Below are 24675 nucleotides of genomic sequence, written 5' to 3' on the forward strand. Positions count from 1 at the left end.
GCCTTAGCGGATCAGTGTCTGTGCCAGCTGGTGGTATTGGTCTATCTCTATCTGAAACAGGCCGAGATAGCGGGGCAGGTTAGCCTGGCCCTGCTCATTGGGAAGCTGTCTGAGTTGGCGCAGTATCATCCCCTGGGACTTGCGCTCCAGCATGAGTTCTACCTCTAGCATCTGGCGATACTCGGCTTCGGCCAGGTTGTGTTTGCTCAGCTTTCTCAGCCTGCGGTAGGGCTTGAGCACCTTTTGCTCCCAGGTCTCGACCTGCTCGCTGAGCTGGCGCCAATCCTGATCGCTCAGGTAGTAGTGCTGCTCGTCGAGCCACTGGGCCAGCAGCAGGAGATTGATGTTGAGTCCGTAGTCATCTTGCAGCTTGAGGTAGAGCAACTGCCCCTTCTCGTAGAGGCTGTCGCAGGTCTGCCACAGGTTGGCGTCAAAATGATTTACATGGCTCATACTTCATCCTTGTATCGCTTAGGTTTTCCCTTAGGTAATGGTCGAGCTAGAGGCTTAGCCAAGATAGTTAGCTCTGCAGCTTGGCCTCTTGCTCTATGGCCTCTATGTTCTCTTGCAGCTCCAGCCACTCCATCTCGCTCTCTTCAAGCTGTTGAGTATGCTGGGTCCGCTCGGCCAGGATCTGGGTGAGCCTGGCCTTGTTATCGGCCTCATACAGGCTGGTGTCGGCCAGCAGGTTTTCCATCTCGGCCAGCTTGTCGCTGCAATCTTGTTGGATCTTCTCAAGCTTGGCCTGAGCCTTCTTCAGCGGTGACAGCTTCTGTCTCAGCTCCGCTTCCAATCGTTTTTGCAGCTTCTTGTCCTGGGCCGGTGTCGCATCATCCAGGGCGGCCGGTTTGTTGGCCTCCTTGGCGGCGTCCAGCAGCCACTGATGATAGTCGTCGAGATCGCCGTCGAAGCTCTTCACCTCGCCGCCATCTACCAGGTAGTAGTCGCTACAGCTAAGGCGCAGCAGGTGTCTATCGTGGGATACGATGATCATGGCACCTTCGAAGTCCTGCAGCGCCATGGTCAGGGCGTGACGCATCTCGAGATCCAGGTGGTTGGTGGGCTCATCGAGCAGCAAGAGGTTAGGGCGTTGCCACACCAGCAGCGCCAGCACCAGACGGGCCTTCTCGCCGCCGGAGAAGGGGCGAACCGGAGACAGGGCCATGTCGCCGTTAAAGCCGTAGCCGCCGAGGAAGTCTCTCAGCTCCTGCTCCCTGTTGTTTGGCGCGAGTCGCGTAAGATGCTGCAGCGGCGATTCATCCAGGCGCAGAAACTCCAGCTGATGCTGGGCGAAGTAACCGATATTGAGGCCGGGATTTGGCTCATACAGGCCGATCATGGGCTTGAGCTGTTCGGCCAGCAACTTGATTAGGGTCGACTTACCCGCGCCGTTACGACCGAGCAGGCCGATGCGGGCACCGGGCACCAGATTGAGGTGCACATGGTTGAGGATCGCCTTGTCGCCATAGCCGACTGAGACCTGCTCCATCTTCACCAACGGGTTGGGCAGGGCCTCGGGGGCGCGAAACGCCATGTAGAAGGGGCTGTCGGCCTTGGAGGGCAGCAGCTCTGTCATCCGCTCCAGCGCCTTGAGACGGCTCTGGGCCTGCTTGGCCTTGCTGGCCTTGTAGCGGAAACGGTCGACGAAAGATTGCATATGAGCGCGCTCTTTCTGTTGGCGCTCATAGGCCACCTGTTGCTGGGCCATACGCTCGGCGCGGATGCGTTCGAAGGCGGTGTAGTTGCCCTTGTAGTAGTTGAGCTTATGGTGCTCGACATGCACTATCTCGTCGACGATGGCGTCGATAAAGTCCCTGTCGTGGCTGATGAGGATCAGCGTGCCCTGATAGGCCTTGATCCAGCTCTCTAACCAGTACATGGTGTCCAAGTCGAGGTGGTTGGTGGGTTCGTCCAGCAGCAAGAGTTCGGAGCGGCACAGCAGCGCCTGGGCTAGGTTGAGACGCATGCGCCATCCCCCCGAGAAGCTCTTCACCGGATTTTGCTGCTCGGCCTCACTAAAGCCCAGACCTGCCAACAGGCTGGCGGCGCGGGCGCGGATGCTGTAGCCGCCGATGGCGTCTATCTTGCCGTGCAGCAGGGCGATCTGGTGACCGTTATCCTCCAGCTGTGCCTTGTGCAGCGCCGCTTCCAGCTCGCGATATTCGCGGTCGCCGTCGATCACATATTCCAGCGCACTCACCTCCAGCGCCGGGGTCTCCTGGGCTACGGTGGCGATCTGCCAGCCCGTGGGCACGCTGATCTCACCTTTATCCAGGCTGAGGTGTCCCATGATCAACGCAAGCAGAGATGACTTGCCGGTGCCGTTGGCACCTACCAGGCCCACCTTGTGGCCGGGGTAGACAGTCAGAGAGGCTTCATCCAATAGGGTCTTGGAGCCGCGAATAAGTTGCGCTTGGGTAATGGTGATCATTGAGGTCGACTTGATGCATAGCTAAGGATTAATAGGCTTGGGATGATAGCCCAGTTGGGGGGCCGCTTGCCACTCTTTAGCCGGGACATTTTGAATCCGATAGGGTGTTTTGCCGCACCTTGTGGCAAAATGGCCCCATCGACAGAGTTTTTATCCCAACAGGTTGAGTCAAGCGTGAGTAGAGTCAGAGTCAAGAAGCGTTTCGTTGCCGGTGCCAAGTGCCCCAAGTGTCATGCCCAGGACAGCATAGTGCTGTTTAAGGAGCAGGGAGTCGAGACGGTCGAGTGCGTCGAGTGCGATTACCGTGAGCAGCAGGCCGAGGCCGAGGTGGCCAAGCAGGCCACTGGCGCAGTGATCGGGGTCTTTAAGCCATAACGCTATTTAGTCGTGAAAAGCCTAGTCGCGAAAAACTTCGTCGCGAAAAACTTAGGCGTGAAAAGCCTAGTCGTGAAAACCCTGTTGTAGAAACAGGTGGCGCGTCTGATTGAAGCGCGCCTCGTCGGCGAGGATGAAGTCGATCGCTAGCTGGGCATTTTTCTGCCTGAACTTCTCCGTCTTGGCGATCTCATATTCGTTCATCACTATATTCATCGCCTCCACCGTCCATTCGCATTCACCCTGGCCTATGCTGACTTCGTCGGGATCATAATGGGTCACCATCCAGTCCTGTAACTCTTCATTGTCAATCTTGCCCTGCTGCCAGGCGGTGAGCTGGTCGATGAGTTGCTGTTTGCTGATGTTGGCTTGGCTCATTTTCTGTGTGTCTATTGTTTGGGGGATAAGTGGCACACATGATAGCGATAAAAGCGCTTTTATACGACGGCGCCGAGGTTATTGTTCGGCGCCTTCGAGATTAAAACTTAAAGCGAGATACCAGTTCGTTGAGTTGTACCGCCATCTCTCTTAGATCGCTACAATCGAGTGAAGTCTGGCGAACCACGTCACTGCTGCTGCGTGAGATATCGGCAATAGCTGTGACATGGGGATTGATTTCGCCAACAACGTTGGACTGCTCTTCCGTCGCAGTGGCGATCTGCATACTCATCTCGCTCATGGCCTGAATGTTTTCGGCGATGCTATGCAGGTGTTCGCCTGAGAGGCTGGCTTCCTGTTGGCTCTGTTGACTCTGGTTTGTACTCTGGCCGATGGCGTTGACCACCTCGGTCGTTTTTGCCTGTAGTTTCTCTATGATATGACGAATATCCTCGGTAGAGGCATGGCTGCGAGAAGCCAGTGTGCGGACTTCATCAGCCACTACCGCGAAGCCGCGGCCCTGTTCGCCTGCTCGTGCAGCCTCGATTGCTGCGTTCAGTGCCAGCAAATTGGTCTGTTCGGACACGCCGCGGATCACCTCAAGCACAGTGTCGATGGAGCTGGCATCTTCAGCAAGTTGCGATACCGTCTCGCTGGTGGTCAGTAGCTGCTCACTCATGCTTGCTACTGAGGCTATGGTATTTTGTACCGACTGATTGCCCTGATTAACCGATTGGTCGGCGACCTGGGCATTCTCGGCGGCATTGTTGGCGCTGCTGGCGATCTCTTGGGCTGTCATGCCCATCTCGTGAATGGCGGTTGCCACTTGCTCTATCTTGCTGACCTGATCGTTGATCTCATGCTCCATATGTTTAGCTTGATTGTCGATCCGCTCGACCGCCTGAAACAGATCGTTGGCTGTTGCCGATACGCTTTGCAGTGTCTTACTGAGATAGGTGACAAACTGGTTATAGCTGGCAGCCATGCTGCCGGTCTCATCCTGACGACTGTCGTCCAGTCGCAGCGAGAGGTCGCCCTCTCCCTCACCAATGCTTTTCAGCATGTCAGCAAGCTCGCCAAAGGGAGAGATAAGGCGGTTGATCAGCCAGGCGCTGGTGAACATGATAATGGCGGCCAGTACCAGCCCCATCAGTGCCAGTTGCCAACTGGCTTTATTGATGGCGCCAAATAGCTCGTCTTGTGGGACCTCGGCGATAAGATACCAGCCGATTGAGGGAATGTAGCGACTGGCGACTAGGGTGTCGACACCATTGTTATCATATTCCGAGGTGGCAAAGGTCTGCTGAGACAGCAATGCTTGCGGATCTTTGATGCCCAAGGCACTCAGTTGCTTGCCGGCAAACTGGCTTTGGCCGTGGATCTTTATCTGGCCATTGCCGTCGGTAAGATAGACGCGTCCCTGTTCACCAATCTTATATTGTTTGATGTTGTCGGCCAGACTGTTGAGTGACAGCCCTACGCCCGCTACACCGCTCGGCTTTCCCTCTATCTGTACTAGATAGTTGATAAACAGGGTGGGTGTTTGGTTGAGATCGTCGACATCGATACTCAAATCGTAATCTTTACCGCTACCTAAGAAGCGATAAAACCAGGCATCTCTGTCGTCACTTGGAGAGACGGTTTTAAAGAGTCCTTCATGGGTGAAGTAGCGTCCCGTGGTATTAGAGACCAAAAAGGCGGTAATGGCGCCAAATCGCTGACGAATATTGGCGAGGGAGGCTATAAGTGTTGCCTGGCTAGTTTCGGGTTCACCTTGACGTATCATGGCCTGAAATTCGAGATTATTGGCCATCACCTTGGAAACTGTAATCGGCATCAATAACTGGGCGTCAATATCGTTGGCGACCTCACCTAAAACCGCGGGTAATTCTCGGTTTAGGGTGCTGTCGAGAATGATCTCCCGACTATTGGACATTGCATAGAGGCTGATTAAAAAGATGGATAACACGACAGAGGCCAGGGTGGCGAGTACGACTTTACGACGGATGTTGAGTTTTAACATTAGCATCTCTCCTAATCTGACATAAGTATAGGAGACTATGATGAATCTGCAGGTGAGAAATACATTTAGAAGTTGCTGATATTTAATGGCTAATCGATAGATTTCAGTATGGAGAACTAGGCTCGTCCTGTAGAGGAGTGCATTTAGTTGTTACGGTCTTTCAGTGAGTTTGTCGCCCACTTTTGCCAAAAATTGATCCCCATCATGACGCTAAGGTTGCGTCTGGGCGCGGCTCGGGGTAGTTTGAGGTGTTTTTTTGCCTGGAAGACTAAAAATGAATAATAACTCTAAGTCCACAGAGGCGCCGCGCTTCCCCAGAATCTTCTGGATCGCCAACGGCGTCGAGCTGCTCGAACGAGCGGCCTATTACGGTGTGTTCATCGTTATCACCCTCTACCTGTCACGTATTCTTGGTTTTAGCGACGTCGAAGCCGCCTGGTTGGCGGGCTCTTTCTCGGCCGGCCTCTATTTTCTGCCCACCTTCAGCGGCGCTTTGGCCGACAAGATAGGCTTTCGCGGCGCCCTGTTGCTGGCGTTTGGCCTGTTAACCATAGGCTATGCGTCCTTGGCGATATTCCCTGCGCTCATTGAATCTCAGGGGCTGGTGGAATATGGCAAGGAGACCATATATCACGGCCTGAAGGAGGCGGATATTCGCTGGGCGATCGTGCCTATTCTTATCGTCATCATGATAGGTGGCTCCTTCATCAAGGCGGTGATCACAGGCACTGTGGCGCTATCGACCACGGCCGAGACCCGCGCCAAGGGTTTCTCTATCTTCTACATGATGGTCAACATAGGCGCCTTCTCGGGTAAGACAGTGGTGAAGCCGCTGCGTGAATCCATGGGCGACTTGGGTCTGATTAACCTTAACTACTTCGCCGCCACCATGACGCTGATCGCCTTCTTCAGCATCATGCTCTTCTTCAAGAGCACGGAGGAGAACCGCTCCGGCAAGAGCCTGGGCGAGATCTGGCAGGCGCTGCTCAAGGTGCTGTCTAATGGGCGATTGATAGCCCTGATCTTAATCATCACGGGCTTCTGGATGGTGCAGCATCAGCTCTACGCCACCATGCCAAAATATGTGCTGCGTATGGCCGGTGAGGGCTCATCACCGTCTTGGTACGCCAACGTCAACCCTCTGGTGGTTTTCCTCTGCGTCAGCTTCGTCACGGGTATGATGGCCAAGCGCAGCGCGCTGACCTCTATGACGGTCGGCATGTTTATCATGCCGGTATCGGCGTTGCTGATGGCCTCGGGCAACATGTTTGCTGGCAGTGAGACTATTTTAGGCATGCATCCCATCGCCGCCATGATGATCATAGGCATCGTATTCCAGGGCCTGGCCGAGTGTTTCATCTCGCCGCGCTTCCTGGAGTATTTCTCGCTACAGGCACCTAAGGGTGAAGAGGGTCTCTATCTGGGCTTCTCGCACCTGCACTCTTTCATAAGTTCATTGCTGGGCTTCGGTCTGTCGGGTTACCTGCTGGAGGCCTACTGTCCGGATCCGCGTGTCTATAACGACCACGCCGCCTGGGTCGAGGCTTCGGCACATGCTCACTATATCTGGTATGTGTTTGCCGCTATCGCTAGCGTGTCGGCGGTATCGCTCATCATCTATGGCGCCGTGATCAAGCGTATCGATGCCAAGAATGATTCCGACGCCGAACTGGCAACCGCCTAACTGTTTGACTCAGTTCTGGTTGGTTTAACCCTGAATGCCGTCGCGATCCCTCGCGGCGGCTTTTATTTTATCCCCGTCTAATTGGCGCATTGCCGCCTAATTGCTGCTATAATCGCCGCCATATCCACGCACGCCCTTGAAGGTTCATCGGCTGCTGCCATCACATAGCTTTATTTGTGCCTGATCTAACTCAGTTTTTCTCGGCACAGCATTAGGAAATTACCGTGAGTCAATCTGACGCTACTACTCCAAGCGGGGCTTTTGACAGCCTGCCGCTTAAACCCGCTTTGCTCGATACCCTGAAATCTATCGGCTTTCACCAGATGACGCCTATTCAGGCCCAGAGTCTGCCTGCCATCCTCAATGGGCAGGACGTCATAGGTCAGGGCAAGACGGGCTCGGGCAAGACGGCCGCCTTCGGTTTAGGCCTGCTCAACAAGCTGGATGTGAAGCGTTTTCGTATCCAGACGTTAGTGCTTTGTCCTACCCGTGAGCTGGCGGATCAAGTGGCGGCAGAGCTGCGCACCCTGGCGCGCGGTATCCATAACATCAAGATCCTTACCCTGTGTGGTGGCGTGCCCATGGGGCCACAGATAGGCTCGCTGGAACATGGTGCCCACATTATCGTCGGTACGCCGGGTCGTATCATAGATCACCTGGACAGAGGCCGCTTGGATCTCGACAACGTCGATACGTTGGTGCTGGATGAGGCGGATCGCATGCTCGAGATGGGCTTTCAGCGTGAGCTGGACGCCATCATGCAAGAGGTGCCCCGTGAGCGACAAACTCTGCTGTTTAGTGCCACCTTCCCGGAGCAGATCCAAGGGCTTAGCGAGCAGTTCATGATCGATCCCCTCATGGTGAAGGTCGAGGTACAGCACGGCGGTGAGAGCATAGAGCAGCACTTCTACGAGTGCGGTAACAATAACGATCGTATGAAGGCGCTGCAGCTTCTGCTGCTTAAACATCGGCCCGAGAGCGCCGTGGTTTTCTGTAACACCAAGCGTGAGACCAAGGATGTGGCGGCTAAGCTGACCAATGCCGGTTTCAGCGTGGTGGCCCTGCATGGGGATCTGGAGCAGCGGGATCGCGACCAGATGCTGCTAAAGTTTGCCAACAAGAGCGCCAGCGTCATGGTGGCCACAGACGTGGCGGCCCGCGGCCTGGATATCGACGCCCTGGATATGGTGGTCAACTACCATATGGCCTATGACACTGAGGTGCACATTCACCGCATCGGCCGTACCGGCCGCGCTGGCAGCAAGGGCGCCGCCCATACCCTCTTCAACCATGAAGATGGCTACAAATTATCCCTGCTGGCAGATGCACTTGGCCGCGAGATAGACGGCGAGGCGCTGCCAGGTGAAGCCCTGCTGGACACCATGCCGCCGCAACCCAGAATGGTCACGATTCAGATAGACGGCGGCAAGAAGCAGAAGGTGCGTCCAGGGGATATCCTCGGCTGTCTTACCGGTGACAATGGCATAGAGGGTAGTGAAGTCGGCAAGATCAAGATCACCGAGTTTCGCTCCTACGTGGCGGTGGATCGCAAGGTGCTGCGCAAGGCACTTAACAAGATCGTCAAGGGTAAGCTCAAGGGTAAGAGTTACCGGGCGTGGGAGTTAAAGTAATTAATCGCGTAATCTAGCGCGGTGATTGGAAAGGAGCTGACTGAGGTTGGCTCCTTTTTTGTTGCCTGGGGTTTGGCTGGGGATTGGTATTGGGTTAGTTTGTTTGAAGGTTCTACCTTCGTGGAAACTGATTGCCTGCCCGGCGGGTCCTGTTTATCGCGATATTCTATCTCTTTGTTTGATTAGCGTTTGGCAGCATGTTTAGTTGTTGAGTGAGATTGAAGGTCGACCCTTCATTGTAATCTAGCGCCTGTCCGGCGGGGGAATGTGCAAGCACTCTTCTGGCACGCTGTGAATATATCCCTATACGCTTCACGGCGGCGTCCGTGCCGCCGAGAGCCAAAAGCGTGCTTACACCCGTATCTAATGTCTCTTCGATTTGGCGGTATTGGCGTGTCTAAAGCGTGAGAACTAACTGATTTTTGCCCCAAAGAGTGCTGCCCTTAGAATGAAGGTTTGGCATTTCTATAGTTTGCTTGGTTGGCATTTGGCGACATGCTCATTTATTAAGTGAGTTGAAGGTCGTACCTTCATCGCTATCTAACGCCTACCCGGCGAGGGATGTGCAGATACGCCCGTGACACGCTGTGCGCCATCCCTAGCCGCTCTGCGGTTTCATCTGACCTACATGGATGTAGGAAATGCCGAAAATGTCGGGAACATTTTTTGGCCATGAAACCGAAGGTCACTGGCGTATCTACACTCGGTATCTAACGTCTCTTCGATTTGGCCGTGTTTGGTGTGAAGATGACATAAAAAGCTGATTTGGTTTTGCCCCGAAGTGAGTTGGTGGTCAGCCATACAGTCATATTTAAATTATGTGGCTTTTGGGTGATTTTAAGTCGAAATCCGTGCGCGCTTTCTCGTTGCCATCAAAACAAACACACTTAAAATTAACTGCTTATGCTTTCTGTTAAGGCGCTAACAGGTTTGAAAAGCGCGCACGTGCGGTTTTATAGATGGTGTATTTAATGAAAAGCTGATAAGTTCTTTTTATACAGATAGTTAACTGTTGTTATGTCAATGGTCTAACGTGATAAACGCGCATGCGTACTAATGAACTGTGACGCGGTTTTATAGGGAGTAGTATGAACATCAAGGATAGGATTCAAACTCTAGAAAGAAACCCTTACTTTAAGATAATAGTGGGGGGTGTTTATATTTTAGGTGGGACGTTTTTCTTCCATGAAACAATGTTTTATAACATTCCTTGTAAAGAACCTGCAATACTCTTTAGGTTCCTATGCTCTTTATCAGCCGCTTTAATATCTTTAAGTTTTGGTGCTCTTATTCCTGGTTCTATAAAGCAATTTATTGCGCTAAAAAAAGGTAATGTGGAATCAGACTTAATTGAGTACCTTGTTACTGTCCAACTACTGTTATTTGGCTTAGGGTTGTCTCTAATACTCTGTATTTGGTATTTTTAGTGAGTATCACCGCATAAAAATAAATTAAAGCGGAATTCGTAGAATTGGCACAGTTTCGCTTTGGTGCGCATTATAGCCAAAAATTCATTGTTCCTTAGTGGGGCGACATGTGTATATGAGCGTAGATGGTGAATGACCGTATAGACATGCTATTCCGTATCTTTGGCTTCTGGTTTGTGGTTTTTAATACGCACGCTAGAGAAGCATGGATTCGTGGTTTCTATAGTGCAAACTTTCTCGGTAAACTTTACCTAATTACAAAGGGCTTGTTTTCTGCGCTATTTGGAATTGGTATTCCAAGAGCTGTCGTTTACTTGGTATGTACAAATTAGATGAGAAAGATGACTAAGTGTCTGAAGACGTATCTGCACTCAGTCTCTAACGCCTCTTCGATTTGGCGGTGTTTGGTGTTAAAGAGGGAATGAAAAATCTGATTTAGTTTTGCCCTAAAGTGAGTTGGTGGTCAGCCAGTAAGTCGTAAACTTACCAAATTACGATCCTACAATTTCTCATTTAAGTTCTGTTAATAGCGATTCACCACAAGTAGTAGAAAATGGACTGGCATACAGTCGTATTTGATTCATGTGACTTCTGGGTGATTTTAAGTCTAAATTCGTGCGCGTTTTGCCGTTATTGATAATATAACTTCCTTTAAAATCAAGTGATTGCGATTTTTTGCCAAGTAAATGATGGGTTTGGGAAACGCGCATGCGCATTTTTCAGGATGGTATATTCAGCAAAATGTTGATAAGTTCATTGCATACAGATAGTTAACTGTGCGCGTTTTCACTGGTCTATCGAGGTAAACGTGCATGCGCACTAATAAAATGTTATGTGTATCCAAAGTTGAGTATGTAAATACAATATGGTCGAAAAAATCAGACAGTTATTTGCAAATACTAGTATTATATTACTTAGCGCTTTTTGTCTTTGGAATCTATACACGATTATATTTTATGGGTATGTAACTAACGGAGTTTGGGAAACTTATTATAGAGAAGAGCCTTTAACTTTTATTGTGGACTCACTAGAACTTTTAGCTATTCCAGTTTTAATACTCGTTATATTTCCACTCATGGAGCTTTTCAGTCGTAAACAAGTTTCTGTTCCAACTGCTACTAAAGTAAAACGTTTACGCCGTAAAAAGCGCAAAAAGAAACGTAAGGATTAAAAACAGCGGGCTGTTCGCCTCGCTCCATTTTTGCCCACTATTTTTAGCCCGTTATTGGGGCGTTACTGATCAAAAATTCTAACGCGTTTCTGTCCAAAAATATTTCAGCTTGTGCTAGACACACTATTAACGCTCAATCGAAGAGACGATAGATATCGGTGTAAACACGTTTTTGGCCTTCGAAATCAGGGATGATTTCGTAGAGCCCACAGGGAAGTGCTAGTGGCGTGCCAAAAACGTGTTTGCACATAAAGCCTGCGGCAAGCAATTGATACACTATGAAGCCTTGGTTCGACATCCCCATTTCAAATGGCAAAGTCCGTTAAGTTCTACCAGCTGAAAGCTGCTAGACAATATCTAACTTCAATAACATTAATTCGAAGAGACAATAAGCCCCTAGTGTAGATACGCTAGTGAACTGTCCGTGACAGGGCCGCGTTATGACATCCATGTCATTGCGGCATTCGTGAATCCATTCGCTTCAGATGTCACGGCATAGTCTACAGGGAACGTACTTCCGGTGTCTCACAAGCGTACCTGCACATCAGCCCTGTGCAGGTGATAAGTACACCATGACGCCATGACTCGACATCCCCAGCTGTATTCGCCCTACCGGGCTAAGAAAGCGTGTGAAACTAGATGAGCTAGGCAGCTGTCAGGGTGAATCTTAGTAAGGTAATTTTCCGTAAGGTTATTTTGCCTTGCCGGGCGTTTTAGTATAGATTCCGCCCTCGTTAATCTATTGGTATGTAAGAAAAAATGAATAAAGAGGCCGTTGTCGCGGGTCAGGCGATCTACTCCAGGAGTGTGCTCGCCATCTATGATCTTTGGGTGCTGGGATTTTCCAATCACTATCTGTGGAAGTGTCCTACCAGGCTGATCGCCGAGCAGTTTGCCGCCCTGACCTCGGCCAATCACCTGGATGTCGGCGTCGGCACGGGGTACTACCTCAAGCATCATCTGCCGGAGCATACCCGGCGCATCGCCCTGATGGATCTTAATGAGAACAGCCTGGCATCGGCCTCGGCCGTGGTGCGTCATCTCTCCCCAGAGATCTATTGCCACAACGTCCTGGCGCCGCTTGAGCTAACATGCGATGGCTTCGATTCGATCAGCGTGAACTATCTGCTGCACTGCCTGCCGGGCACCATGACAGAGAAATGCGAGCTCTTCTCTCATCTCGAATCTGTGATGAAGCCGGGCGCCGTGCTGTTTGGCAGCACAATTCTGGGCACTGGCATCACGCCCAATGCCTTCGCGGCCAGGCTGATGGCTGTCTACAACAAGAAGGGGATCTTCTGTAATCAGGCCGACGATATCGATTCCCTGACCCAGGAGTTAAGCGCCAGATTCGATCGGGTTAACATCAAGCAGGTGGGCTGCGTCGCCCTGTTTAGCGCCGTGAAGCGCTAGAGGTCGTTTCTTTCTAAACCCGCCTCAGCCTTCACTGCGGCTCTGGCGGTATTTGGGGAGGTCATCGGCAATCTTGAGCCAGTCGGGTTGATTGTCCGTGTAGATATGATATCTGGGGGCGACGGCGTTGGTATCGTCCAGGCTGGCGATGCTCAGGGTGTAGTAATCTGGGTAGTCGGTACTGCGATAGCTGATGCTGGTACCACATTGCTGGCAAAAGCCTCGACGTATGGTGTCTGAGGAGGCATATTCCTTGGGCGCCCCCTGTAACCAAGTGACCTGTTCGGCCTTAAAATCCATCCAGCAGGCGGCCATGGCGCCGGTACTCTTCTGGCACTGGCTGCAGTGGCAGTAATCGCTATCAAACGGCTGCGCCGACACCTTGTAACGCAGCGCGCCGCACAGGCAACCGCCTTGTAAATACTGATCGTTCTGTGTCGTCATGTCCGGCTCCCTGTTCGGCTAAAGGCTCCCTGTTCGCTAAAGGCTCCCTGTTCGCTAAAGGCTCCCTGTTCGCTAAAGGCTCCCTGTTCGCTAAAGGCTCCCTGTTCGCTAAAGGCTCCCTGTTCGCTAAAGGCTCCCTGTTCGCTAAAGGCTCCCTGTTCGCTAAAGGCTCCTTGTTCGCTAAAGGCTCCTTGCTGTTTAAGGGCTACTGTCGGTAAATCGTCCCGATAAGTCAATGCCGTGGTCATCCTATCGCAACTAAATGCTTAAGTGGGGATATGAAAAAGCCTGTCGGATGACAGGCTTTTAGGCGTTCGTTGTTAAGTGCTCGCTCGACTAATTCGTGGCCGGTTTAGGCGTGCCCTGGCTCGGGCGACGACGTCTGCGACGGCGAGCTGGGGCGTTACCGTCCCTGTGCTCTTGTTTGCCTTGGTTTTGCGCTTGTTGACCTTCGCTCACAGGCTTGCTTGTACCAGTACTTGCGCCTGTTCGGCGACGGCCCTGACCCTCTTTGTTGCCCTGAGCTTGATCGCCGCTGCGAGGCTTTCCAGCCTTGTCTGAACCCTGGCCGTTGCTTGAGCGATTGCTGCTGCGTTGGTTGTTGCTTTTAGGCTTAGGATTACGCGGTCCCTTGTGCTGACCGTGGCGCTTAGGCGTCAGATTGGTCTCGGGCAGGGTGTGTGTCGGCTCGAAGCCTTCTACTTCAGCACGCGGCAGCAGCTTGCCGATCAGGCGCTCGATATCCGCCAGCAGTTTGGCCTCTTCGTCGCTCACCAGGGAGACCGCTTTGCCATCGGCGCCGGCGCGGCCGGTACGGCCGATGCGGTGCACATAGTCTTCGGGCACGTTAGGCAGGTCAAAGTTGACCACTTGAGGCAGCTGGTCGATATCCAGGCCACGGGCGGCGATGTCGGTGGCTACGAGCACGCGCACGTCGCCCGACTTAAAGTTAGCCAGCGCCTTGGTGCGGGCACCCTGGCTCTTGTTACCATGGATGGCCGCGGCGGTGATCCCTTTGGCCTCGAGATGCTTAGCCAGACGGTTGGCGCCATGCTTGGTACGGCTAAATACCAGCACCTGTTGCCAGTCACCTTGCTGGATAAGCTTGACCAAGGCTGCAGATTTCTTGCTTTTGTCTACCGGGCAGATCAGCTGCTGTACCGTGTTGGCTGTGCTGTTGCGCGGAGTGACCGAGATCTCCACCGGATTGTTCACCAGCCCCTTGGCCAGGGTGCGGATCTCATCGGAGAAGGTGGCCGAAAACATCAGGTTCTGCCGCTTGGGCGGTAAGATGGCGAGGATCTTCTTGATGTCGTGAATAAAGCCCATGTCCAGCATGCGGTCGGCCTCATCCAGCACCAGTGTCTCCAGCTGAGAGAAGCTCACGGCATCTTGCTGATAGAGGTCCAACAGGCGGCCCGGTGTGGCCACCAGGATATCGACGCCGCGCTTAAGTTGACTGATCTGTGGGCTGATGCCGACACCGCCGAACACCACGGCGCTGCGAAGCGGCAGATGCTGACCATAGGTGGTGACGCTTTCCGCGATCTGGGCCGCCAGTTCGCGGGTTGGCGTCAAGACCAGGGCGCGCACCTGTTTACTGCGGGCGCGAGGGCCTTGGCTCAGTAGTTCCAGTAGCGGCAGGGTAAAGCCGGCTGTCTTGCCCGTCCCTGTCTGCGCCGCCGCCATCACATCTTTACCCGACAATACTGCTGGGATAGCCTGGGCCTGAATAGGCGAGGGGGTTTGATAACCTTTGTCGGCTACAGCTTTGAGAATGGGGGTGGATAACCCCAGGGAGGTAAAACTCATAGATGGATCTCTTGGGCGACGGGGCCGGATAATTGGAAGCCAGCTTGCTGGCGGGCGTGCAGCTTACATTAAGCGATAGCAAAGTGCTATCGAATTCGCCAGTTCTGCTTAGCTGAAAGGGCTAACTTTTTCGCATTTTGTGCGCGCTAATGATTGAGTTTTATCCAGAGGAGACTACAATAGCCGCCTTTCTGACGACAGTGGTATATTAGACCGCTGTTTCCCTCAATGAGCGGCACGTTTGCACTCGAAGATCGAATTAGGAAATTAACATGACACAAAACAAGAAATACGGTCTTCGCGTGAGCGAAGCCGAAGGTAGCTGGACTGCCGAAGTTACCCGTCGCATGACGGCGCGCAAGACAGTGGTGACTAAGGCGCAAACTGGCTTTGCCAGCGAAGCCGAGGCGACGGCCTGGGGCGAAGAGACCCTCAAGGGCATAGTCGATAACCTGATGCTGCGTAACGAGCGCCGTGCCAAGCAGCGCGTTGAGCGTAACGAAGCCGCTGCCGCCAAAGAAGCCGCCGCCGAGAAATGGCGCGCCGAGCGTGACGCCGGCGACAGCGATCTGGATGACGACTTCTTCGACGAAGACGACGAGTAACGGGACGAAGACGACGAGTAATCGCTCGCTAGCACATAAAAAAGCCCAGCAGATGCTGGGCTTTTTGCGTTTATGGAGATGAGATTAGCTGATATAGCTTTGACCTGCGTAGATCACGAAGTGTCTCAGGGCCAGCACGCCGGTGAGGCTGCAGCAGGCCACGGCTATCATCACGCCCTTGCTGTGACGTGTCTGCGACGGCATCAACATGGTGAGCAGCGGGATGGCAAAGCCGATACCGACCACACCGACCCAGAACACACTGGCCCAAACACCTGTGGTAAGTGACGCCAGCGCCGCCGCGGCCGCACCGCCCTTGAAGTAGAGGGCGCAGAACAGCATGAAGAGGAACATGATCTCGCTCAGCATCACGGGCAGTTCCAGGCCATGCATCTTGTTCAGGTTGGCATCATGACTGTGGGTGTTAAACATCAGCAGTGCGCCGATAGCATTAGCCGCCGCGCCGGCTGATAGGCCTGACACCAGGAAGAGCGCCGGTAGCACAGCCGTGTTCAGCATAGGGTAGGCGTTCATCGCCGAGATGAGGAAGCCGGTATAGGCGCCCACACCTATGGCCAGCACAAACAGCACCACTTCAATCGCCTTGCGCATCGGCATGATGGCGTTTGCCACAGGAACCAGGAAGCCCAGCTTCCACTTGACCAGCTCGTCTCTTAGCACGATCAGTGAGTAGGCGATGCCGATTGGTGAGTAGAGCAGCAGTGCCAGCACACCGATGGACATGACAGAGCTGAAGTTGTAGTTGACCAAGATCAGCCAAAACTCAAACGGCTTGGTCAAGTCAAACACCAGACAGGCTAGGCCTAAGCTGATGGCCAGCGGACTGATGATGGCCGCGGCTTTTAAAATTGCGCTCTCCATCGCCTTCTCTTTGCTGTACCAGCGCAGGCCGATACCGATCAGGATAGAGCCCGCCGAGAGACCCGCCATAAACAGGTAGACTGCGATAACCCAGTTCCAGGTGACTGGATCATATTGCGCCATATCGCCCCAGGTATTGTTCATGACTGTATCCCCCCACGTTTCGTTGGAATGCGATAGACCCTAGGCTTGGTCCCCAGATGGGTTTTCTCCTGATAGGTCGCTTTGGTGTTGATGAGTTTGGCTACCTCGCTGCTCGGATCGTTGGCATCGCCAAAGGTCAGTGCATCTGTGGGACACACGGTCACACAGGCGGGCAGCTCGCCGCGGGCCAGGCGGGTGTCCTTACAGAAGTTACACTTGTCGGCCGCCTTGGTTTCAGGGTTGATGAAACGCACCTTGTAGGGGCAGGCCGCCACACAGTACATACAGCCGACGCACTTATCTTCCTTGATAGAGACCAGGCCATCGTCGCCCACATAGGCCGCGCCAGTCGGACAGACGGTGACGCAGGGGGCGTTCTCACACTGCTGGCAGGAGACGCGGTTATATTTAAAGTGCAGGTGTGGCGCGTCGCCGAAGGGGCCTTCTACGCGCACTTGCAGACGGGTGACTCCCTCGGGGACGCCGTTTTCGCTGCGACAGGCGACGCTACAGGCCTGACAGCCGATGCAGCGATTCTCGTCGTGCACCATTACATATCTTTTACTCATACTGGACTCCTATTAGATCTTGGCTAGCGTGATGCCAGTAGTGTGGATATTCATGCCGCACACGGCCGCGGTTCTGTTGGGTAGCAGGTTACCGCAGTGAACCCCCTTGCCGATCGCCCTGGCGAGCTCTTTGTTTTTAGATCCAAAGCCCATGTAAGCGAACACGGTATCCTGACGAATACCCGGGGTGACCAGGGCCGTACCCTCTTCGCTGCCAACACTGCTGGTGAGGCGGATTCGATCGCCGCTGGAAATGCCTAAGCGTCCTGCCGTGATAGGGTGGATCCACACGCCGTTGTCAGACATCAGGTTGGCCAGCATGGGCACGTTGTGGGTGGCACCATTGGTGTGCACCGCCACCTTGCCTTGGATGAAATAGAGCTCGTTGTCCTGTTTGAGTTTGACCTCGCGGTACTTGATTACCCCGCGACCGGCGGCCATCTTCTCCACCTTGTCTGAGCTGAGTTCAATCTTGCCGCTCGGGGTCTTGAAGCTCATGGCGCTGGCATAGGTGCCGTCATCATCTGTGGGCTTGGCATTGGGGTATTGCTTAACGAATGCAGCTACCATGGCGGGTTCGCGCAGCATCAGCGGCTTGCCGTAGCTGACATAACCCTTTTGCTTGATCTCGTTGAAGCGGGCCATGTCGCGATCGACTTGCAGTAGTTGCAGGCTCTCCATGTTCTCCCAGGGGAAGTATTGCCCCAGACCCATCTCGTGGCCTAATTCTTTAAAGATCTGCCAACTTGGCTTAGTGTCGCCTATGGTCTCGACCACACGTTGGCGCACATAGTAGGCCGGGCTCTTGCCCGACTTGTCGGCGATCTCTTCGTCCCGCTCCAGATAGGTGGACTCGGGCAAGATGATATCGGCGTAGGCGGCGGTTTCGCTGATGTAGACGTCGCAGCTGACCACAAACTCCAGCTTCTTCAGGGTCTCGACCACCAGGGCCCTGTCTGTCATGGTCTGCATAGGGTTGGTGCGGCTCATCACCCAGGCCCTGAGCTGATAGGGCTGGGCCTTTAGGGTGGCATCGAGAATGGTTTGATAGATACCGCCGGAAGACCACATCATGGCGTACTGCTCATCCACTTGGTCGATACGCTTGGCCGCAGGCTTAGGCATGCCCTCGACACCTGGCTTACCCAAGCCGGGTGCGACCTTGTCACCGGCAAACTTGTTGTAGGTTTTAGCTTTCTTACCTAAGTAGAGACCACCTTTACGTTCAATGTTGCCGATTAATACGTTGGCGGCAAACAGAGCGCGGCGCATCTCGAACTCTTCCGGGGTGAAGGTGGCGCGGTGACCAAAGTCCACCACGGCGTGAGGCGCCTTGGCGGCAAACTCGTGGGCGATGCGGCGGATGTCCTTGGCGGGCACGTCGCTGATCCCCTCGGCCCACTCTGGAGTATAGGCTTTGACCTCCTTGGCGAAGGCATCGAAACCTTCGACATGGCGCTCGATGAAGGCCTGGTCGTAGAGGTTGTCGTAGATCAGCACATGACACAGGGCCAGAGCGACGGTGACATCTGTACCCGGACGTATGGCAAACCATTCGTCGGCCTTGTCGGCCACAATTGAGAAGCGTGGCTCGAATACCACCAACTTGGCGCCCTTGCTCATCTGCGCCTTCATCAGGCCGCGGGTTTCGGACATGTTGATCCCTTCATAGAGATTGTGGCCGAAGTTGATGATGTACTTGGAGTTACTTAAGTCACGCTTCACCTTAGTGCCAAACATTGCCTTGGCGGCGATCACATAGCCACCGGGGCAGGTGGAGGCGTGGGTGAAGGTGTTGGGTGAGCCGAAGGCCTTGCCCAGGTGGAACAGGTGTCCCGACAATGAGCCGGACTTGGAGGAGAAGGCAACGGCCTCTGGGCCATGTTGCTGCTTGATGTCGTTAAGCTTGTGGGCGATCGTCTTGTAGGCCTCTTGCCAGCTGATCTCTTCCCACTTGCCTTCGCCGCGTTCGCCCACCCGGCGTAGCGGTTTCACGATACGCTGAGGATCGTACAGCAGGCTGTGACCTGCGCCGCCACGGGCGCACACCTTGCCGCCGAAGGATTTAGCGGCGCTGTTGCCCTGGATAAACACATTCTTGCCATCGACGACCCGCGCCGAGATGGGGCAACGTGTCGAGCACATCTCACAGATGCTGGCGACTTCCTTGCCCATACCCTGTAGGGGTTTCTGTTCCAGCGCTGCCAGCGAACCGGGTAATAATGTTGCCAGCGCACAGCTTGCACCCCCTGCACCAGCACCCTTAATAAACGTTCGTCTATCAAGCTCTATCATGGTTTCCTCCTTCATCTGCCTGAGCAGATGAAATCACACACTGTTATTGGTTTTTGTTCCCTCCCGCAGGAGGTCTGAGATCATTGTTATCCCGCACAAAATTAAGGGGTATTGTGGTAAACCACATAGGCGGGGGGCGCGTGATCTGGCGCAGCGATTTTTAGCCAGAATGTGAAAAAAGTGTGACCTTTATTCACACAGGGCTTTGGGAATCTGGCGTAATAAGAAAGGCTTACGGCTAGTGCTGAGGACCGGGGCTTACAACTGGGGCTGAGGAAAGAGGGGGAATAGAAAACCAGGTTGCTACTTATGAGTCTCAGATCTGACTGTACTTGGCTAACTCGGCCAGGTTGTGCACCTTGAGCTTCTTCATCACGTTGGATCTGTGAACCTCTATGGTACGCAGCGACAGAAACAGCGCCTCGGAGAGCTGCTTGTTGGTCTTGCCCTGGGTAAGCAGCTCAAGCACCTGATGCTCGCGGTCGCTCAGGGTGGCCAGGTTTTGGCTCAGCTGCAGTGCCTCGAAGGCTTTCTGGCTGTGGGTCATGCTCTTGTCGATGGCGGCCGCCAACGCCTGGCCCGATACCGGCTTCTGAAAGAAGTCGCAGGCGCCCTGGCGAAAGGCATTGACCGCCATGGGCAGGTCGCCGTGGCCGGTGAGGAAGATGATCCCCAGGGGGCTCTGCTTGGTCAGCAGCTCTTGCTGTAGCGCCTGACCGCTGATGGCCGGCATGCGGCTGTCGAGGATGACGCAGCCTGGCTGGCTCAGGTCCACCTCTTCTAAGAAGCGCAGCCCTGAGGTGAAGGTGGTCATCTCATAGCCGAACTGGCGCAGCATGAAGCTGAGGGAATCGAGGACGGCTTCGTCATCGTCCACCAGATAGAGGGGCATAGGTTGCGGCGTGGATTGCGGCATAGCTTAAGTCGGTCGTTAGCCTTGGGTTGCATCTAGCCTAGCGCCTCTATTTGAGGCTGGCAAAAGGGGCATTTGGGCCTTTGAGACAGATCACTAAATGATAATTTTCTGATGGAGACACAAGGGGATGTTTGCACCGCCTCACATCAAATCACGCCTATCTTGCCTAGAGTGGTAGGTTAAATAGAGTGATTGGGTGAGCGATGAAAGGGCGATTGGGATTTGCACTCATAAGGTGTTGTAAGGGGAGCTTAAGGCGGCTCAAGGGCGCGCTGATCTGCCTCTTATTGCCTTTCTGTCTACTGCAGGTCGGCAACGTCTTGGCTAGCGAGAGCGCCAATGAGATAGGTGATGCGATAGTCGATGCCTCGGTTAGCGACAAGGCGGATCTCGTGCATCTCAGGGTCGGCGTGCTGGCCAATCACGGGGTACAGAAGGGGATAGAGCGCTGGCAGCCCATGATGGACTACCTGTCTCAGGAGGTGCCTGGCACACATTTCGAGGTGGTGCCGGTGGATTTCGACGAGATGAGCCGGCAGCTGCTGGAGCACGAGCTGCAGTTTATCGTCACCAACCCGGGGCAATACTTTAATCTCAGCAGCAACTTCCCCCTCTCTTGGCTGGCGACCATGAAGAGCCATATGCATGGTGGTGCCACCTTTGCCATCGGCTCCACCATCATAGTGCGCACCGACAGCCAGATCTACACCCTCAAGGATCTCGAAGGCAAACATCTGGTGGCCAGCGATCCTCAGGCATTGGGGGGCTACCAAGCCGCCATTGGCCTGTTGCACAAGATGGGTTACAACCCAGAGAACTACTTCGGCTCGCTGCGCTTCCTGGGCTTTCCCCTGGAGCCCATTGTCTATCAGGTGCGCGACGGCACGGTGGATGCGGCCATCACCCCCTTCTGCACTCTGGAGGAGATGATTCAGGACGGCCTGGTGAAGAAGGAGGATTTCAGGGTGATCCACCCCACCATGCCGGCGGGCTACGAGTGTCTGGTGAGTACTCAGCTCTACCCCAACTGGTCCTTTGCCGCTGCCGATACCGTGCCGCCGGCCATCACCCAGAAGATCACCCAGGCCCTCTATGCCCTGGGGCCGGACCATCCCGCCGCTATTCAGGCCAAGACCCTGGGCTGGACGGCGCCCATCAGTCAGCTCAAGGTGATCAAGCTATTTAAGGAGCTGCAACTCAAGGCGCCACCGCCGCCGCTGCACTACACGGTGTTGAAGTGGATGGAGAAGAACAAGGAGTGGGGCCTGGCGTTGCTGTTGCTGTTTCTGGTGTCCACCGTCTACCACCTCTGGCTTGAGTATAAGTTTCGGCAGAAGAGCGACTTTCTGATCGACACAGAGCGCCAGCTCAAGGATAAGGCGCTGCAGGTGGAGCGGATGAAGAGCGCGGCGATCCTCGGCGAGATAGGCTCGGGCCTGGCCCATGAGCTGAATCAGCCCATCGCCGCCATCACACAATACAGCGAGGGGGGCATGATGCAGCTCAACAGCCGCGGCGATGCCGACTCAGATCTGTATGAGCTGCTGGCCAAGATCAATGCCCAGTCTGCACGGGCCGGCGCCGTGGTGCACCGCATCCGTGGCCTGCTCAAGCGGCGCAAGTCCCAATATGAAGCCCTCTCCTTAGATGAGGTGGTCACCAACACACTGGCGCTGTTTCGCCGCGAGTTTCAGCAGCAGGGCATCGTCCTCACCCAGGAGGTGCGGGGCGAGCCCTACAGCCTGTTTGGCGACGCAGTCGGCCTGAGTCAGGTGCTGGTGAATCTTATCAAGAACAGCCTGGATGCCATGGCCGAGATGAAACCCGACAGGGAGAAGCGACTGCTGCTGACTTTTGAATATGGCGCCCAGCAGGCGACCCTTAAGCTGGTGGACAATGGCCCCGGTCTCAAGGGCAAGGCGCAGGATCTCATGGCCTCCTTCTACTCCACCAAGGACGACGGCCTGGGGCTTGGCCTCGCCATCTGCTGCGACGTGATGCGTCAGCATAAGGGACAGTTCACCATAGATAACTGCGCCAATCATGCCGACCTTCCCTGGCGGGAGGGATGCGTGGTGAGTTTGAGTTTGCCAAGAAACTCGGGGACTTGTGAGAGGGGAAGTTAGCCGGTTTGGGCTAATCGGCAAATTAGCCTTGTTGTTGTCGCGAGAATGTTTACCTGTTGAGTAGATTTGAAGGTCGTACCTTCGCTGTTACCTAACGCCTGCCCGGCGGGGGATGTGCAGATACACCTGTGAGACGCCGCAAGTACGTTCCCTGTAGGCTCTGCCGTGACATCCCTGTCACGGAAGCTCACCGGCGTATCTACACTGGGTATCTAACGTCTCTTCGATTTGGCGTTGTATTTTTTACTAAGGGCTACTATTTGTAGGAAATTTCAAATTTTATGGATTATATAACTGTTCTATCATGGCACTGTTAAAAATTTGCCCCTTCTGAGATAAAGTCTCTTCAAGTGACTTATAAGTCATATCTGTTAGTTTAAATGCTTGGTCTATATTTAAAACTTTATGCGAGTCACAAACTAGGTTTATTATTTTTTGAATTATATGGTCTAGGTAGTCGTGAATGTTTTCTATTAGCGATTCTATATAAGTTGGTGTTGTTCCGCTATGTACAATCATATTTCTCGCGCGATAAATTCTTCTTACTTGCCAACCAATTCTAGTTGAATGAGATTTTAATCCATTAGACATGTTTTGGGGTGATGAATGTACGTGCTCAAGATAATTAAATCTATCTGTAAGCAAATGAAAATCTTTGAATGAGCTTTTGAGTTCTTCACGTTTTTCTTCATGTTCAGGTAAGGACAAAAGTTTAGCAAGCTTTATCGTTTGGTTGTCACCATCGATTTGCGATAATACCTTTTTTACTTTTGCTCTATCCCAGTGAAAAAGATCTCTTGTCAACCTTGCTACAAGTCGTTGGTAATAACCAAGATTTAAAAATGGAATTGTACTTTTTATTATGTGCTCGATATTTGATATGTCGTCATTATGGCTCGCTGGGATTATTGACTCTAATGCAATCCATAAGTTCAGCATTTGATTTTCTGTAGAATCACTTTTTAGAGCTAAAGAGTGTAACTCTGCGGCACGAGTAAAAATTTTAAATGAATTTTTTTCTAAACCAAAATCTGCAAGAAAACGATTTGCTTGCATTGCCGCTCTAGATGGTTTTTGGTCTATACATTTATGCATTGCGTTAGTTCGCAATCGTGAGCGACTAATTTCTGAATCAGTATCGTTTATAATAAGGCAATCAGCCGTCCAGTTTAATTGCTTCTTGTGATGAAAAATTCCAAATATGGTGCTTAACATTTCAAGAGTTACTTCTGCTGTACTTTTGGCTGAAAAATTGTCTCTAGCTTTAACATCTGAAATGCAGACATACATTTCGTTATCACTTTTATGGAATTTATGGTTGGTTGTGTTTATTTTTAATTCATCAATGTCATTTGCTAAAATTATGTCAAATTTCTTGAGTGAGTCTCTGTATAATTCAATGTCATTACTTGATTTGAAAATTAGTCTGTATGACTTTGCTTTCTTACAAAATATCTGTATGAAGTCAGATATTGCATTGTTTCCATGGATTCTGTTTTTTTCGTAATGAAAGAATTTTTTTGTGGTTTCTGATATGTACTCTGTGCTGTATCCTAAATTTAATAGTGTTGTTGAGTATGTTCTTGCTAATGACCGTATTCTAGAAAAGTCTTCTTTACCTTCAATAACTTGAGTTAATAATTCTTCATTCTTTTTCTTGTAATTTTTCAAGTTTATCTGACGTAGTATTAGTTCTATTACTGTTTTTTTGTCTTCTGGTGCGCTCTTTGGATCGCGTAAAATCGAATTAACTTGTTTTAGTTTTATCGATAAAAGTGATTGAGCTACTTCATCTTTAGATAGGTTGTCACAAAGCTCATCTATTACATGCTTTAAATTTGGTGTTTTAATAGTTCCCTTATTTATTTCTTCCAGAACATCAAGTGCTTCCTCGCATAATAAGCTTGAATTCATTGATGATGGTTTGTATGTATCGAGAGAAAAGTCAAAGAAAAGCTCATCAAATAATTGAGCGAAAAATAATAGGTTTTTGCTGTTTTCAACATCATCCCATTTTTCAGTATTTCTATATTTCATAGGCTTTCCCTATTTACAGCACTAATGATGAAAGAACGAATGCTTAATGTTGATTAATAACAAATACAACTAGCATGAAAAACTATGGGTATCTTATATAAGTTTATATTTTATAACAATATTTTTGTAGGTTTCTTTTTGAATTTGGAGTCTTTGGAGTCTTTGGAGTTAGTGAGATGATGACTAGGATGAGCAACATTATATTAAGTCAAATCGAAGAGGCGTTGGATACCGAGTGTAAACAGGTTTTTGGCCTTCGAAATCAGGGATGATTTCGTAGAGCCCACACGGACGTGCTTGCGGCGTGCCAAA

The 24675-nt window shown here is 52.3% G+C and carries 20 protein-coding genes; 8 read left to right on the forward strand and 12 right to left on the reverse strand.

Annotated features, from left to right (window positions below):
* Positions 1–3: 3 nt before the first annotated feature.
* Both K0I31_RS03025 and K0I31_RS03030 read right to left on the reverse strand, forming a co-directional pair.
* Positions 4–453, reverse strand: a complete 450-nt coding sequence (locus K0I31_RS03025) for a TIGR02444 family protein (RefSeq protein WP_220079847.1) — start codon at positions 451–453, stop codon at positions 4–6.
* A gap of 67 nt (positions 454–520) precedes the next feature.
* Positions 521–2431, reverse strand: coding sequence for an ABC transporter ATP-binding protein (locus K0I31_RS03030; RefSeq protein WP_220079848.1), 1911 nt, complete (start codon positions 2429–2431; stop codon positions 521–523).
* Positions 2432–2605: 174 nt separating this feature from the next.
* Between K0I31_RS03030 and K0I31_RS03035 the strand changes: the two genes are divergently transcribed.
* Positions 2606–2806, forward strand: coding sequence for a YheV family putative zinc ribbon protein (locus tag K0I31_RS03035; protein ID WP_011864400.1), 201 nt, complete (start codon positions 2606–2608; stop codon positions 2804–2806).
* Between the two features lie 66 nt (positions 2807–2872).
* Here the strand turns inward: K0I31_RS03035 and K0I31_RS03040 are convergent, their stop codons facing one another.
* Positions 2873–3184, reverse strand: a complete 312-nt coding sequence (locus tag K0I31_RS03040) for a hypothetical protein (protein WP_220079849.1) — start codon at positions 3182–3184, stop codon at positions 2873–2875.
* A gap of 100 nt (positions 3185–3284) precedes the next feature.
* Positions 3285–5207, reverse strand: coding sequence for a methyl-accepting chemotaxis protein (locus K0I31_RS03045; protein WP_220079850.1), 1923 nt, complete (start codon positions 5205–5207; stop codon positions 3285–3287).
* A gap of 274 nt (positions 5208–5481) precedes the next feature.
* Between K0I31_RS03045 and K0I31_RS03050 the strand changes: the two genes are divergently transcribed.
* The 5 genes from K0I31_RS03050 to K0I31_RS03070 all read left to right on the forward strand — a co-directional run bounded on the left by K0I31_RS03050 (position 5482) and on the right by K0I31_RS03070 (position 12533).
* Positions 5482–6891: an MFS transporter gene (locus K0I31_RS03050; protein ID WP_220079851.1), complete on the forward strand. Its 1410-nt coding sequence runs from the start codon at positions 5482–5484 to the stop codon at positions 6889–6891.
* A 224-nt stretch (positions 6892–7115) separates the two neighbouring features.
* Positions 7116–8522 (forward strand): ATP-dependent RNA helicase DbpA, encoded by a 1407-nt coding sequence (gene dbpA, locus K0I31_RS03055; protein WP_220079852.1) that lies wholly within the window; start codon positions 7116–7118, stop codon positions 8520–8522.
* Between the two features lie 1088 nt (positions 8523–9610).
* Positions 9611–9949, forward strand: a complete 339-nt coding sequence (locus tag K0I31_RS03060) for a hypothetical protein (protein ID WP_220079853.1) — start codon at positions 9611–9613, stop codon at positions 9947–9949.
* Between the two features lie 865 nt (positions 9950–10814).
* Complete coding sequence (locus K0I31_RS03065; RefSeq protein WP_220079854.1) at positions 10815–11120, forward strand: hypothetical protein; 306 nt, start codon at positions 10815–10817, stop codon at positions 11118–11120.
* Positions 11121–11879: 759 nt separating this feature from the next.
* On the forward strand, positions 11880–12533 hold the full coding sequence (locus tag K0I31_RS03070; RefSeq protein ID WP_220079855.1) for a methyltransferase: 654 nt from the start codon (positions 11880–11882) through the stop codon (positions 12531–12533).
* Positions 12534–12557: 24 nt separating this feature from the next.
* Here K0I31_RS03070 and K0I31_RS03075 read toward each other — a convergent pair whose 3' ends face one another.
* From K0I31_RS03075 to K0I31_RS03085, 3 genes are all read right to left on the reverse strand, one after another.
* Positions 12558–12977, reverse strand: coding sequence for a GFA family protein (locus K0I31_RS03075; protein WP_220079856.1), 420 nt, complete (start codon positions 12975–12977; stop codon positions 12558–12560).
* Positions 12974–13225 (reverse strand): hypothetical protein, encoded by a 252-nt coding sequence (locus tag K0I31_RS03080; RefSeq protein ID WP_220079857.1) that lies wholly within the window; start codon positions 13223–13225, stop codon positions 12974–12976. Before K0I31_RS03080 ends, K0I31_RS03075 begins: the two co-directional genes overlap by 4 nt.
* An 88-nt stretch (positions 13226–13313) precedes the next feature.
* Entirely contained in the window at positions 13314–14789 is a 1476-nt protein-coding gene (locus tag K0I31_RS03085) for a DEAD/DEAH box helicase (RefSeq protein ID WP_220079858.1), read from the reverse strand.
* 272 nt (positions 14790–15061) lie between these two features.
* Between K0I31_RS03085 and K0I31_RS03090 the strand changes: the two genes are divergently transcribed.
* Positions 15062–15394 carry a DUF3622 domain-containing protein gene (locus K0I31_RS03090; RefSeq protein ID WP_220079859.1) on the forward strand — a complete coding sequence of 111 codons (333 nt, stop codon included), beginning with the start codon at positions 15062–15064 and terminating at the stop codon, positions 15392–15394.
* Positions 15395–15478: 84 nt separating this feature from the next.
* On the opposite strand, the gene nrfD is transcribed toward K0I31_RS03090, so the two are convergent.
* The 4 genes from nrfD to K0I31_RS03110 all read right to left on the reverse strand — a co-directional run bounded on the left by nrfD (position 15479) and on the right by K0I31_RS03110 (position 20200).
* Positions 15479–16420, reverse strand: coding sequence for an NrfD/PsrC family molybdoenzyme membrane anchor subunit (gene nrfD, locus K0I31_RS03095; RefSeq protein WP_220079860.1), 942 nt, complete (start codon positions 16418–16420; stop codon positions 15479–15481).
* Positions 16417–16989, reverse strand: coding sequence for a 4Fe-4S dicluster domain-containing protein (locus tag K0I31_RS03100; RefSeq protein WP_011864413.1), 573 nt, complete (start codon positions 16987–16989; stop codon positions 16417–16419). The genes nrfD and K0I31_RS03100 overlap by 4 nt, the downstream gene beginning before the upstream one ends.
* A 12-nt stretch (positions 16990–17001) precedes the next feature.
* Complete coding sequence (gene phsA, locus K0I31_RS03105) at positions 17002–19284, reverse strand: thiosulfate reductase PhsA (protein ID WP_220079861.1); 2283 nt, start codon at positions 19282–19284, stop codon at positions 17002–17004.
* A gap of 316 nt (positions 19285–19600) precedes the next feature.
* A complete protein-coding gene (locus K0I31_RS03110; RefSeq protein ID WP_220079862.1) occupies positions 19601–20200 on the reverse strand; it encodes a response regulator transcription factor in 600 nt (199 codons plus the stop codon).
* 344 nt (positions 20201–20544) lie between these two features.
* Between K0I31_RS03110 and K0I31_RS03115 the strand changes: the two genes are divergently transcribed.
* Positions 20545–22326, forward strand: a complete 1782-nt coding sequence (locus K0I31_RS03115; protein WP_258406628.1) for a sensor histidine kinase — start codon at positions 20545–20547, stop codon at positions 22324–22326.
* Positions 22327–22605: 279 nt separating this feature from the next.
* On the opposite strand, the gene K0I31_RS03120 is transcribed toward K0I31_RS03115, so the two are convergent.
* On the reverse strand, positions 22606–24363 hold the full coding sequence (locus K0I31_RS03120) for a HEPN domain-containing protein (protein ID WP_220079863.1): 1758 nt from the start codon (positions 24361–24363) through the stop codon (positions 22606–22608).
* Positions 24364–24675: the final 312 nt, after the last annotated feature.

Origin of the sequence: Shewanella spartinae (genome assembly GCF_019457555.1) — a bacterium.
GTDB classification, from domain to species: Bacteria; Pseudomonadota; Gammaproteobacteria; order Enterobacterales; family Shewanellaceae; genus Shewanella; species Shewanella loihica.

Bases quoted from the DNA above. Each gene is read 5' to 3' on its own strand.
- K0I31_RS03025 (WP_220079847.1), bottom strand. From the start codon at position 453: ATGAGCCATGTAAATCATTTTGACGCCAACCTGTGGCAGACCTGCGAC.
- K0I31_RS03030 (WP_220079848.1), bottom strand. From the start codon at position 2,431: ATGATCACCATTACCCAAGCGCAACTTATTCGCGGCTCCAAGACCCTA.
- K0I31_RS03040 (WP_220079849.1), bottom strand. From the start codon at position 3,184: ATGAGCCAAGCCAACATCAGCAAACAGCAACTCATCGACCAGCTCACC.
- K0I31_RS03045 (WP_220079850.1), bottom strand. From the start codon at position 5,207: ATGTTAAAACTCAACATCCGTCGTAAAGTCGTACTCGCCACCCTGGCC.
- K0I31_RS03050 (WP_220079851.1), top strand. From the start codon at position 5,482: ATGAATAATAACTCTAAGTCCACAGAGGCGCCGCGCTTCCCCAGAATC.
- K0I31_RS03060 (WP_220079853.1), top strand. From the start codon at position 9,611: ATGAACATCAAGGATAGGATTCAAACTCTAGAAAGAAACCCTTACTTT.
- K0I31_RS03065 (WP_220079854.1), top strand. From the start codon at position 10,815: ATGGTCGAAAAAATCAGACAGTTATTTGCAAATACTAGTATTATATTA.
- K0I31_RS03070 (WP_220079855.1), top strand. From the start codon at position 11,880: ATGAATAAAGAGGCCGTTGTCGCGGGTCAGGCGATCTACTCCAGGAGT.
- K0I31_RS03075 (WP_220079856.1), bottom strand. From the start codon at position 12,977: ATGACGACACAGAACGATCAGTATTTACAAGGCGGTTGCCTGTGCGGC.
- K0I31_RS03080 (WP_220079857.1), bottom strand. From the start codon at position 13,225: ATGACCACGGCATTGACTTATCGGGACGATTTACCGACAGTAGCCCTT.
- K0I31_RS03085 (WP_220079858.1), bottom strand. From the start codon at position 14,789: ATGAGTTTTACCTCCCTGGGGTTATCCACCCCCATTCTCAAAGCTGTA.
- K0I31_RS03090 (WP_220079859.1), top strand. From the start codon at position 15,062: ATGACACAAAACAAGAAATACGGTCTTCGCGTGAGCGAAGCCGAAGGT.
- nrfD (WP_220079860.1), bottom strand. From the start codon at position 16,420: ATGAACAATACCTGGGGCGATATGGCGCAATATGATCCAGTCACCTGG.
- K0I31_RS03100 (WP_011864413.1), bottom strand. From the start codon at position 16,989: ATGAGTAAAAGATATGTAATGGTGCACGACGAGAATCGCTGCATCGGC.
- phsA (WP_220079861.1), bottom strand. From the start codon at position 19,284: ATGATAGAGCTTGATAGACGAACGTTTATTAAGGGTGCTGGTGCAGGG.
- K0I31_RS03110 (WP_220079862.1), bottom strand. From the start codon at position 20,200: ATGCCGCAATCCACGCCGCAACCTATGCCCCTCTATCTGGTGGACGAT.
- K0I31_RS03120 (WP_220079863.1), bottom strand. From the start codon at position 24,363: ATGAAATATAGAAATACTGAAAAATGGGATGATGTTGAAAACAGCAAA.